This window comes from Streptomyces sp. NPDC005962 (assembly GCF_040629205.1).
Taxonomy (GTDB): Bacteria; Actinomycetota; Actinomycetes; order Streptomycetales; family Streptomycetaceae; genus Streptomyces.
The window spans coordinates 73,053-84,807 of sequence record NZ_JBEXVE010000041.1; the positions used below are offsets into that span (position 1 = coordinate 73,053).

The 11,755-nt window shown below is 71.8% G+C and carries 11 protein-coding genes; 6 read left to right on the forward strand and 5 right to left on the reverse strand.

The genetic code is table 11. From position 1 onward, the window contains the following. Positions 1-18 precede the first annotated feature (18 nt). From ABZ370_RS40185 to ABZ370_RS40200, 4 genes are all read right to left on the reverse strand, one after another. A complete protein-coding gene (locus tag ABZ370_RS40185) occupies positions 19-915 on the reverse strand; it encodes a sugar ABC transporter permease (protein ID WP_358632218.1) in 897 nt (298 codons plus the stop codon). Continuing rightward, the gene (locus ABZ370_RS40190) at positions 912-2,228 is read right to left on the reverse strand and encodes an extracellular solute-binding protein (protein WP_358632221.1); all 1,317 of its coding nucleotides are present in this window, start codon (positions 2,226-2,228) and stop codon (positions 912-914) included. Before ABZ370_RS40190 ends, ABZ370_RS40185 begins: the two co-directional genes overlap by 4 nt. 193 nt (positions 2,229-2,421) lie before the next feature. Beyond that, a complete protein-coding gene (locus ABZ370_RS40195; RefSeq protein WP_358632224.1) occupies positions 2,422-2,703 on the reverse strand; it encodes a hypothetical protein in 282 nt (93 codons plus the stop codon). After that, on the reverse strand, positions 2,700-3,068 hold the full coding sequence (locus ABZ370_RS40200) for a DUF6247 family protein (protein WP_358632227.1): 369 nt from the start codon (positions 3,066-3,068) through the stop codon (positions 2,700-2,702). The genes ABZ370_RS40195 and ABZ370_RS40200 overlap by 4 nt, the downstream gene beginning before the upstream one ends. Positions 3,069-3,295: 227 nt before the next feature. Here ABZ370_RS40200 and ABZ370_RS40205 point away from each other — a divergent pair, with 227 nt between their 5' ends. The 6 genes from ABZ370_RS40205 (at position 3,296) to ABZ370_RS40230 (ending at position 10,908) form a co-directional block, all read left to right on the forward strand. Then, on the forward strand, positions 3,296-4,693 hold the full coding sequence (locus ABZ370_RS40205; protein ID WP_358632229.1) for a nitrate/nitrite transporter: 1,398 nt from the start codon (positions 3,296-3,298) through the stop codon (positions 4,691-4,693). A 177-nt stretch (positions 4,694-4,870) separates the two neighbouring features. Then, complete coding sequence (locus ABZ370_RS40210) at positions 4,871-6,028, forward strand: uroporphyrinogen-III synthase (RefSeq protein ID WP_358632232.1); 1,158 nt, start codon at positions 4,871-4,873, stop codon at positions 6,026-6,028. A 181-nt stretch (positions 6,029-6,209) separates the two neighbouring features. Continuing rightward, positions 6,210-6,827, forward strand: coding sequence for an ABATE domain-containing protein (locus tag ABZ370_RS40215; protein ID WP_358632235.1), 618 nt, complete (start codon positions 6,210-6,212; stop codon positions 6,825-6,827). Between the two features lie 232 nt (positions 6,828-7,059). Continuing rightward, positions 7,060-7,581 carry a sigma-70 family RNA polymerase sigma factor gene (locus ABZ370_RS40220; RefSeq protein ID WP_039938820.1) on the forward strand — a complete coding sequence of 174 codons (522 nt, stop codon included), beginning with the start codon at positions 7,060-7,062 and terminating at the stop codon, positions 7,579-7,581. Then, positions 7,578-8,351, forward strand: a complete 774-nt coding sequence (locus ABZ370_RS40225) for a zf-HC2 domain-containing protein (protein ID WP_358632238.1) — start codon at positions 7,578-7,580, stop codon at positions 8,349-8,351. The genes ABZ370_RS40220 and ABZ370_RS40225 overlap by 4 nt, the downstream gene beginning before the upstream one ends. A gap of 175 nt (positions 8,352-8,526) precedes the next feature. Next, positions 8,527-10,908, forward strand: coding sequence for a UvrD-helicase domain-containing protein (locus ABZ370_RS40230; RefSeq protein ID WP_358632246.1), 2,382 nt, complete (start codon positions 8,527-8,529; stop codon positions 10,906-10,908). Positions 10,909-11,171: 263 nt separating this feature from the next. Here ABZ370_RS40230 and ABZ370_RS40235 read toward each other — a convergent pair whose 3' ends face one another. Beyond that, positions 11,172-11,378, reverse strand: a complete 207-nt coding sequence (locus ABZ370_RS40235) for a cold-shock protein (protein ID WP_009717477.1) — start codon at positions 11,376-11,378, stop codon at positions 11,172-11,174. Between the last annotated feature and the right edge of the window lie 377 nt (positions 11,379-11,755).

Sequence of the window (11,755 nt, forward strand, 5' to 3'; positions counted from 1 at the left end):
GATATCGCCTGAGGGCCCTCACCGCTCCCGGTCCTCCGCCCTCGTCTGGAGGCGCAGGGCGACCAGGGCCAGCGCCAGGATGATCACGGTGAGCACGGTCGAGACCGCCGAGCCGTACCCGACCTGCGTCTTCTCGAAGAACGACTGGAACGAGAAGTACGAGGGCACATTGGTCGCCCCGCCCGGGCCGCCCTTGGTGAGCACGTACACCGCGCCGAAGACCTTGAGCGCGGCGATCGTGCACCACAGCAGCACGACGGAGATCTCCGGGCGGATCTGTGGCAGCGTCACATGCCAGAACCGCCGCCACCACGAGGCGCCGTCCAGCTCGGCCGCCTCGTACAGGGACGGGTCGACGCGCTGCAGCCCCGCCATGAACACCACCAGCGGAAAGCCCAGCTGGACCCAGACCATCACGCCCATCACGCTGTACAGCGCGAGGTCCGGATCGCCCAGCCAGTCGTGGCGCAGCGAACCGAGGCCGACCGCCTTCAGCACATCGTTGAGCGCGCCGTCGTCGGGCGCCAGAATCCAGCTCCAGACGATGCCCGCCACCGCGATCGGCAGCACCTGCGGAAGGTAGAAGCAGGCGCGCAGGACGCTCGCGGTGCGGGAGCCGAAGTGCTTGCCGACGAAGTCGAACAGCGCGGCGGCCAGCACCAGACCGAGCGCGGTCGGGATCGCCGCCATCGCCACCACCATGGCGAGGCTGTGCCGGAAGGACTCCCAGAAGGCGTCGTCGTCCAGCAGCGTCCGGTAGTTGTCCAGCCCGGCCCACTCCGGAGTGCCGACGCCCTGCCAGTGGGTGAGGCTGATCCCGGTGTTCATCAGGAACGGGACGACGATGACGGCGAGGAACGCCAGCGCGCCGGGGACCAGGAAGAGCGTGTACGGGTACTCGCGCGGCCGGTTCATCCCTTCGGCGCGCCCGCCTCGTACGCCTTCCGCAGCGCGTCCAGATAGGCGTCCGGCTTCGCGCTGCCCGTCATCAGCTTCTGGGTCTCGGAGACGAGGGTGTCGTAGAAGCCGGGCACCGGCCAGTCCGGGTAGAAGGCGAGGCCGTCGCCGTCGGAGTAGGCGGTGAAGTCCCCGATCAGCTTCTTGGCCTTGGGGTCGGTGATCGCGGCCGGATCGGCGGCCACGGGTACGCCGCCCTTGTTGCCCAGGGTGTTCTGGATGCCCTTCTTCATCGTGATGTCGATGAAGTCGTACGCGAGCTGCTTGTTCTTCGCGCCCTTGGGGACGACCCACAGATTGCCGCCGGAGCCGAGGGTGAGCTTCGAGCCGGGGAAGGGGAACGTGCCCCACTCGTCCTTGATCTCGGACTTGAAGCGGCCGAACCACCAGCTGCCGGAGAAGAACATCGGATACTTCCCCGCGATGAACGCCGCGCCCGCGTCCTCGGCCTTGGCGCCGCTCGAACTCTTCGCGAGGTAGCCCTTCTTCACCCAGTCGGCGAAGGTGGTGGCGCCGTAGGTCCAGGCGGCGTCGTGGAAGTCCGGCGTGCCCTTGTACTGCTCGTACGCGTCCACCCAGGAGCGGTCGGCCTTGGAGAGGGCCAGCTGGTAGACGTACTGCTGGGCGGGGTATTCGGCGCCCGCGCTCGCGAGCGGGGTGACGCCCTTGCCCTTGAACGACTTCAGCGCGGCGGTGAACTCCGCGAAGGTGGTCGGGACCTTCACCTTGTGCTTTTTGAAGAGGGTCTTGTTGTAGAAGACCATCGTGTACTCGGCGTAGTTGGGCACCCCGAACCACTTGCCGGAGCCCATCACGCCCTGCGCGTCGTACCGGCTGGTGGTGCGCACCCCCGGCGTGAGCGGCTTGTCCCAGCCGCGCTTGGTGACCTCCGGGGAGAGGTCGGTGAGCAGCCCCTGCTTGGACAGCAGCCCGGTGGTGGCGTTGCCCTTGTTGTACTCCATGAGGTCGGGCGCGCTGTCCGACCCCAGCACCATCGAGGCGGTCTTCTGGATCTGTTCGAAGCCCTTCTCCTCGAACTTCACCGTCACGCCCGGATGGCTCTTCTTGAACTCCTCGATCGCCTGGTTCCAGGCCGCGCCCATGGCGCCGTTGGGCGCCTCGTAGTGCCACAGCGTGAGCGTCTTGCCGTCCCCGGCCTCGCCCCCACCGCCCCCGCACCCCGCCAGGACCAGGGCCCCGGCGAGCGCGGCCGCGATTCCGGCCCCCGTACGTCTCGTCCGTCGTTTCGTCCGTCTCCGTGCCGTCAACATCCACTGCCTCCGGGAGGGTTGGGAGGAATGTGCACGTGCAACGTTCGTCGAAGCGCTTCGATGGGCAGAGGTATAGGCGGGGCCGCATGGGTATGTCAATGGCGTTGACAAAATGCTGGGGAAGCCCGTGGATCAGGGCGCGTGAAGGCATACGAAGGGCCCGCCCCCGGCCGGAGGCGGGCCCTGGTGTCTTCTAGAGGTGTTCGTACGGCGGAATCACGCGGGTGATGACGATGAGCCGTAGGCGTGCCAGGGCCATGAAGTACAGCCAGCCGCCGCGGAAGCGCAAACGACGCAGCCCGCCCGAACTCCCCGACTCAGGACCTTTGCCGATGTCGGTCACATCGACACCCATGGTGGCGAGGTCGACCAGCTCATGCGCGATGTACTCGACCTCGCTGATCACGTGACCGGGCAGCCCGCCGACGACGTGCGTCTCGTCGGGGTCGTACGCCCAGCGCCATACGTCGCTCACGCGTTGTCCCGCCTCACTCCGGCCTCGGCGAACGCGGCGTCCAGGATCCGGCCGATCTCCGCGATGGCCTCGCGCGCCTGGACGAGGTCGTCCGTCCCCGAGGCCAGCGCTTCCAGTTCACGGAGACGGGCAGCTCGCGCGGGGTGACGCGCAATCGCCACGTTGACCGACCATTGTCCGGTGAAGCTGCGCAGCGGGTCCGCGCTCACCTCGGCGCGGGCCTCCCGCACGGCTTCCGCGCGCTCGGCGTCGAATGCGGCCAGTGACCCGGGGGCGACCTGCGCCACCGCCGCGCGCAGCGCCTCGGGCGTGGCGGCCGGTTGCGGAGTCACCGGGTCGTACGAGTGGTCCGGCTGGGTGCTCATGCGATCCTCCGGCGGGGCGAGCGGGTGGTGCACCGCGTACGGTACCGGGAATGCGCAACGCGGTGTGCGCATTGGCCCCCACTCCACCGCAGGGGGGACAAACCCGCCCCTCACCGCACCCCGCCCCCGCGGGTGAGAGCAAGGTTTCGTGGCGGTCACCTGTCGCCACAGCCCGGTAATCCGCTATCCCTACCGTCGGCAGCGACACCGAGCACCGTGGAGGCGTGATGACTGGCCCGACCACTACCGCAGCCGCCCGCAAGGGGGGCCGCTGGATCGAGGAGTGGGAGCCGGAGGACGAGACGTTCTGGCGGGAGAAGGGGGAGCGGATCGCCACCCGGAACCTGGTCTTCTCCATCCTCTCCGAGCACATCGGCTTCTCCATCTGGAGCCTGTGGTCGGTGATGGTCCTGTTCATGGGGCCGGAGTACGGGGTCGACCCGGCCGGGAAGTTCTTCCTGGTCGCGATGCCCACCCTGGTCGGCGCGGTCCTCCGCGTCCCGTACACCTTCGCCGTGGCCCGCTTCGGCGGGCGCAACTGGACGATCATCAGCGCCGCGATGCTGCTGGTGCCCGCGGGGGCGGCCGCCGCGGTGATGGAGCCCGGCACCTCCTACACCACGTTCCTGGTGGTCGCGGCGCTCACCGGCATCGGCGGCGGGAACTTCGCGTCGTCCATGACCAACATCAACTCCTTCTACCCGCTGCGCAAGAAGGGCTGGGCGCTCGGGCTCAACGCGGGCGGCGGCAACATCGGCGTACCGGTCATCCAGCTGATCGGCCTGCTCGTCATCGGCACGGCCGGGGCCTCCCACCCGCGGCTCGTGCTGGCCGTCTACCTCCCGCTGATCGTGGTCGCGGGGGTGCTCGCGGCGCTCTTCATGGACAACCTGGCGCCGGTGCGGAACGACGGCGGGGCGGCCAGGGAGGCGGCCCGGGACCCTCACACCTGGATCATGTCGCTGCTCTACGTCGGCACCTTCGGCTCGTTCATCGGCTACAGCTTCGCCTTCGGTCTGGTGCTGCAGAACCAGTTCGACCGCACCCCGCTGCAGGCCGCCTCGCTCACGTTCATCGGCCCGCTGCTCGGCTCCCTCATCCGCCCCGTCGGCGGCAGGCTGGCCGACCGTCACGGCGGCGCCCGGATCACCCTGTGGAACTTCGCCGGGATGGCCGCCGCCACGCTCGTGGTCGTCTATGCCTCCGCGCAGAAGTCGCTGCCCGTCTTCCTCACCGGCTTCATCGCCCTCTTCGTCCTCAGCGGGCTCGGCAACGGCTCCACGTACAAGATGATCCCCGGCATCTTCCAGGCCAAGGCCGCAGCCCAGGGGCTCACCGGCGAGGAGGCCGCGACCTTCGGGCGGCGGCTGTCCGGGGCGGCGATGGGGCTGATCGGCGCGGTCGGCGCGCTCGGCGGCCTCGGCATCAACCTGGCCTTCCGGGAGTCCTTCGGCAGCGCCCACTCCGGCACCCCCGCCTTCGTCTCCTTCCTCGCCTTCTACGCCCTGTGCTCGGCGGTGACCTGGGCCGTATACCTCCGCCGCACCCCGGCGGCGGCCCGGCCCGCGGGGGCGGGTGCGCCGGGGGCGCGGACGGCGCGGGAGCCCGCTTACGCGGATGTGTGAGGCGCGGCTGTACGGGGGCGTACGGTCGAAGGTGTGCCCGTGACGGTGCCCGCGACCGTACGCCCCGTTACACCCGGGAAACCTCCGTGAACCGCGTCCGTCACGGGACGGCGCCAGGATGACGACTCACCTCAAGGCGCGCATACGACACCGAACCGGGACGAGAGCCAGAGCCACATGCAGCGAGACGACCAGACCCAGGCGCCGACCGTCGGACCCCTCGCGGGGTTCACCGTCGGCGTCACCGCCGCGCGCCGCGCCGATGAACTCGGCGCCCTGCTGCTGCGGCGCGGCGCGGCCGTCCTGCACGCGCCCGCGCTGCGGATCGTACCGCTCTCCGACGACTCCGAACTGCTCACCGCCACCAAGCAGTTGATCGACCACGCCCCCGATGTGGTGGTCGCCACCACCGCCATCGGCTTCCGCGGCTGGGTCGAGGCCGCCGACGGCTGGGGGCTGGGCGACGCCCTGCTGAACCGGCTGCGCGACGTCGAACTGCTGGCCCGCGGGCCCAAGGTGAAGGGTGCCGTACGGGCCGCCGGGCTCACCGAGAAGTGGTCCCCGGCCTCCGAATCGATGGCCGAGGTGCTCGACCGGCTGCTGGAGGAGGGCGTCGACGGGCGCCGTATCGCCGTCCAGCTGCACGGCGAACCGCTGCCCGGCTTCGTCGAGTCGCTGCGTGCCGGGGGCGCGGAGGTGGTGGGCGTGCCGGTGTACCGGTGGATGCCGCCGGAGGACATCGGCCCCGTCGACCGGCTGCTGGACGCGACGGTCGCGCGTGCCGTCGACGCCGTGACCTTCACCAGTGCTCCGGCTGCCGTGAGCCTGTTGGAGCGGGCTGAGCGGCGCGGGCTGCGGGAGGAACTGCTCGGCGCGCTGCGGCGGGATGTGCTGGCCGCGTGCGTCGGGCCGGTGACCGCGCAGCCGCTGGAGGCCCTGGACATCCCCACCCGCCAGCCCGAACGCTTCCGCCTCGGCCCCCTCGTCCAGCTCCTCACCGCCGAACTCCCGGCCCGCGCACGGGCGTTGCCGGTTGCCGGGCAGCGCCTGGAGATCCGTGGCCACGCGGTGGTCGTGGACGGCGAGCTGCGGGCCGTTCCGCCCGCCGGGATGGCCCTGCTGCGGGCCCTGGCCCGCCACCCGGGCTGGGTCGTCGGCCGCGCCGACCTGCTCCGGGCCCTCCCGGGCACGGGGAGCGACGAGCACGCCGTGGAGACGGCGATGGCCCGCCTCCGCACGGCCCTGGGCTCGCCCAAGCTGATCCAGACGGTGGTCAAGCGGGGCTACCGGCTCGCCTTGGACCCGGCGGCCGACGCCAAGTACGCGGACGCGTAACCGGTCCGGCCCGCGGGGTTCCGCCCCCGGGGCGCGGGGGCGCAGCCCCAGCGGGGGTCCGGGGCTGAGCCCCGGTTTCGGGAAGGGGCGGGGTGGGGGACATCCCCGCGCTCTACCGGGGGGCGGCCGGGGCGGGCACCCTGGAGGGGAGCCCACAAGCCCCACCGGAGGTGACAGGAGCATGGCGGCGGACGCCTTCGACCTGCGGTTCGACTCCGGGCGGCTCTGCCTGGACCTGGTGGCCACCGTCGACGGCCGCCTCGGCGAGACCCCCGTCGAGCGCCTCGACGGCGTCGAACCCCTCCGGGCCTGGCTGCTCGGCACCGGCCTCATCCCCCACGGCACCGTGCTCGACGCCATCGACACCGCCTGGCTCACCCGCTTCCGCGCCGCCCGCGACCTCCTCCACCGCATCGTGCACACAGAGGTGGAGGGCAGGGCCGCCGGGCCCGACCTGGAGCGGGTGAACGCGCTCGCCGCCACCGCCCCGCCCGCCGTACGGGCCGTGCGCGCCACCGACGGCGCCCTCGTCGCCCGGCTCGCCGCCGCCCCCGACTGCGGGGCGCTGCTCGCCCAGATCGCCCGCGACGCCGTCGCACTGCTCACCGACCCCGTCGCACGCGGGCAGCTGCGGCGCTGCGAGGGGGAGAGCTGCTCGCTGCTGTACCTGGACACCTCGCGGGGCCGGCGCCGCCGCTGGTGCTCCAGCGAACTGTGCGGCAACCGGGAGCGCGTGGCCCGTCACCGACGCCGTTCAAACCCAAAGCACGAGCAAAACATGAACGAGTTTCAGACATGACGCAGGCCCCGGATGGGGGGACCGGGGCCTGCGGGGCGGTGTTTGGGGAGGGAGCCCTTTATGGTGGCCGACGCCCGCCCGGCGCCGGGTTCTCGGCCTCAAGTACGTGCCGTGGCCCGGGAAATGTTCAGCGCGGAAGTGGGAGGAATGTCACAGGGTTGTGAATGAACTGCGGATCATTCCAGCCCGTACGCCCCTCGACCCAGCGCCTTGCGTACGCAAAGATGCCCTCGTGACCGAGAGGACGACACCGGACGACGCGCTGATGCGCGCGCTCTATGCGGAGCATGCGGGCCCGCTTCTTGCCTTCGTCCTGCGCCTGGTCGCAGGCGACCGGCACCGCGCCGAGGACGTGGTTCAGGAGACGCTTTTAAGGGCGTGGCGTAACGCCGACCAGCTGCAGCGCAGCGGCGGTTCCGTACGCCCGTGGCTGGTAACCGTGGCCCGCCGCATCGTCATCGACGGCCACCGAAGCCGCCGTGCCCGCCCGCAAGAGGTCGATGCGGCCCCTCTGCATGTCATGCCCGCAGCGGATGACATAGATAGGGCGCTCCGTCAGATGACCATTTCCGATGCCCTGAATGACCTGTCTGATGCACACAGAGAGGCGCTCGTCGAGACATACTTCAAGGGACGGACGGTGAGTGAGGCTGCGGGAGTGCTGCGCGTGCCGCCCGGGACCGTACGATCCCGGGTTTACTACGCGCTGCGTTCGCTCAAGCTCTCACTTGAGGAACGGGGGGTCTCGGCATGATGCCGACAGCGGACGACCAGCAGCACACCGCCGTCGGCGCCTATGCCCTCGGCGTCCTCGACACGGCCGACGCGGCGCGTTTCGAGGACCACCTGATCGGGTGCGAGCGGTGTGCGGAAGAGCTGGACGGGCTGCTGGGCATCGCACCGCTGCTGGCCGACTACGCGACCAACGCGGACGGCACGGCCGTCCACGACCCCGCCACCATCACCGCCCGCCCCGGGCCGGAGCTGCTGGGGCGGCTGCTCGACGAGGTGACCGTCAGCCGCCGCACGAAGAGCCGCAGGCGGCTCTTCCTCGTCGCCGCGGCGGGCCTCATGATCGTCGGCGGCCCGCTCGCGGGCGCGGCCGTCACCTCCGGCTCCGATGACGGTGGCGGCGGCACGAACCCCCCGGCCGCCGCGGCCAGTCCGGCGCAGGTGGCCTACGACCAGGGCAAGAAGTTCAGCTCGGTGGACCCGCAGACCAAGGTGGACGCCTCGGTCTCGCTCGCCCAGAAGGGCTGGGGCACCTCCATCGCGCTCAAGCTGGGCAACCTCAAGGGGCCGAAGAGCTGCGATCTGATCGCCATCGGCAAGGACGGCCACGAGGAGACCGTCACGACCTGGGCCGTGCCCGGCGCGGGATACGGGATCAAGGACGGTGACGGCTCCCGCTGGAACAAGGAGCCGCTGTACGCGCAGGGCGGCGCGGCGATGAACGAGAGCGACATCGCCCGCTTCGAGGTCCGCACCCTCGACGGCCAGCGGCTGGCCGAGGTCAATATCTGAGTGGCGCGCACGGGTGGGTGTACGGTTGACGGCTGCCCTATGTACACAGAAGGGGGCTTGGGTGGCCGCGCAGAACGCCACGCAGAACGCCACGCGGAACGTCCCGCACGAAGGCCGGACGGCCCCGCCGCGTGATGCCGGGGACGGGGATGGGGACGGGGTCCGGGACCGCGAGATCCGGATCGAACAGACCCATCTGGACCGTGTGTACCGCCGCCTGGAGGAGAAGATCCACGAGGCGGAGTTCCTCATGGACGACGCCGCCAAGCGCGGCCAGGTCGGCACTCCGGGCGCACTCGCCGAGCGCGACGCCCAGGTGTTCCGGGCCGGGGTCCACCTCAACCGGCTCAACAGCGAGTTCGAGGATTTCCTCTTCGGCCGCATCGATCTGCTCCTCGGCAAGGACGGCGTGCGCGGCCCGGACGGTGCGTACACCTCGGTGGAACCCGCCGACGACGCCATCCGGCCGGGCGGGGACGGGGACCGCGCGGAGATCGCGGAGACCCTGCACATCGGCCGCATCGGGGTGCTGGACGCCGACTACGCGCCCCTGGTGATCGACTGGCGGGCGCCCGCCGCCGCCCCCTTCTACCGCTCCACCCCGGTCGCCCCCGGCCGGGTCGTCCGCCGCCGCGTGATCCGCAGCAAGGGGCGCCGGGTGCTCGGCGTCGAGGACGACCTGATGCGCCCCGAGCTGACCGCGACGCTCGGCGGCGAGGTGCTGCCGGTGGTCGGCGACGGCGCGCTGATGGCCGCGCTCGGCCAGGCCCGCGGCCACACCATGCGCGACATCGTCGCCTCCATCCAGGCCGAACAGGACCTGGTGATCCGCGCCCCCGCCGCCTCCGTCACCGAGGTCGAGGGCGGCCCCGGCACCGGCAAGACCGCGGTCGCGCTGCACCGCGCGGCGTATCTGCTCTACCAGGACCGCAGGCGGTACGCGGGCGGCATCCTGGTCGTCAGCCCCACCCCGCTGCTCGTCGCGTACACCGAGGGCGTGCTGCCCTCGCTGGGCGAGGAGGGCCAGGTGGCGATCCGTGCGGTCGGCTCGCTGGTCGAGGGCGCCGCGGCCACCACGTACGACACCCCGGCCGTGGCCCGGATCAAGGGCTCCTCGCGGATGACGAAAGTCCTGCGCAAGGCGGCCCGCGGCGCCCTGGAGCTGTCGCGGAACACCACGGTCCCGGCGGCGGAGGACGACGGTCAGCTCACCTTCGAGGACGCGGCCGACGCGGCCGACAGCGCGCCCGGCAGCCGCCAGAGACCCGGCGGGCCGCCCGAGCGTCTGCGGGTGGTCGCCTTCGGCGCCCGCGTCGAGCTGGACGCCGAAGAGCTGCGCCACGTCCGGCAGAACGCGCTGGGCGGTACCGCGCCCGTCAACCTGCTGCGCCCGCGCGCCCGGCGGCTGCTGCTGGACGCCCTGTGGTCCCGCTCGGGCGGCCCGCGGCGCTACACGGACCCCGAACTGGCCGCCGAGGCGCGCGAGGGCTTCGACGAGGACATCTCCGGCGAGGACGCGTTCGCCGACTTCCTGAACGCCTGGTGGCCCGAGCTGACCCCGCGCTCCGTGCTCGCCGCGATGGCCGACGAGAAGCGGCTGGGCCGCTGGTCACGGCGGGTGCTGAACCCGCGCGAGGCTCGTCAGACGGCCCGCTCCCTGGCCCGGCTGGGCCCGGACGGGCAGGGCCCGCTGTCGGTGCACGACGTGGCGCTGCTGGACGAGCTGTACACGATCCTCGGCGCCCCGGCCCGCCCGGCGAGGCCCCGCGAGGTCGATCCGCTGGACCAGCTCACCGGGCTGGACGAGCTGACCACGTTCGCCGACCGCTCCGGCCCCCGGCGCAGCCGCGCGGACCGGGCCGAGCAGGAGCGCACGGACTACGCGCACATCATCGTCGACGAGGCCCAGGACCTGACGCCCATGCAGTGGCGGATGGTGGGGCGGCGCGGCCGCCACGCCACCTGGACGGTGGTCGGCGATCCGGCCCAGTCCTCCTGGTCCGATCCGGACGAGGCGGCCGCGGCCCGCGACGAGGCGCTGGGCACCCGCCCGCGCCGCCGCTTCACCCTCACCGTCAACTACCGCAACCCGGCGGAGATCGCCGAGCTGGCCACCAGGGTCCTGGCGCTCGCGATGCCCGGCACCCCCGCGCCCCGCGCGGTCCGCTCGACCGGTGCCGTACCGCGCTTCGCGCGGCTCCCGGAGCGGCAGGACGGCGACCTGGGGAGCCACGTCCGCGCGGAGGCGGCCCGGCTGCTGGACGAGGTGGACGGCACGGTCGGTGTCGTCGTCGCCATGGGCCGCCGCGAGCAGGCCCGCCGCTGGCTGGCCGGGCTCGGCGACCGGGCGGTGGCGCTGGGCAGCCTGGAGGCCAAGGGGCTGGAGTACGACGCGACGGTGGTGGTCTCGCCCGCCGAGATCGCCGACGAGTCACCGGCCGGGCTGCGGGTGCTGTACGTGGCGCTCACCCGGGCGACCCAGCGGCTGACGGTCGTCCCGGGGGAGCGCGACGACCCGGACCGCGACGGCGTCCCGGACCTGCTGAGGGCCGACTGACGGCCGACAGAGGGCTGACCGACGGCCGTCCGGGGGCCTGACGCGGGCCGCTGACGGCCGGCTGACGGCCGACCGGGGGACGGCGCGAAATCGGGCCGTCCGGCGGGGAATCGCTTCCGGGGATGGTTTGTTAGCCTTGCTGTGGCACCGGCTCGATCCAAGCCCCCGGGCCCAACCATCGTCGCTACGAGCGACCACTTGCCGCGAGGCGAGCATGGCGGGTCGGTGCCACCTACAACGTCATGGCGAAGAGGTCCGCGTCCTCACCCGAGGACGCGGACCTCTTCGGCTTGCGGCCCCTTGCGGCCCTGCACGATCTGGAATTCGACCCGCTGGTCGTCCGCGAGGCTGCGGTAGCCGTTGCCGTTGATCGAGCTGTAGTGGACGAAGACGTCCGGCCCGCCGCCCTCCTGGGCGATGAAGCCGTAGCCCTTCTCGGCGTTGAACCATTTGACGGTGCCCTGAGCCATGCCCGCTGCTCCTTGTGTTCCTCGACGCCGGTGGACGTCGTTCGGCGCTGTGCGCGCCAGAGCCTAGGGGCGTGGGCTGCGGGAACGGCCCGCCTCGCCCGGCGTTCCCGCGAAGGAGTGGGGCTTTCCACTCGGCTGACCCCACTCCGGTATGTCAGAACAATATGTCCGAAAGTCTGGCCGGGTTACCCGGTACCAGAAGGTAGGTGCAACCATCTGAGGGCGTGGTCCGGTCATTCCGGGCCCGGAAACCTGGCACAAGGGAAAGCAAAGGAAGACGGTCATGGCAACGGCGCCCAGCGTCTCGTACTCGATGACGGTCCGGCTGGAGGTCCCCGCGAGCGGTACGGCGGTCAGCCAGCTGACCACGGCCGTGG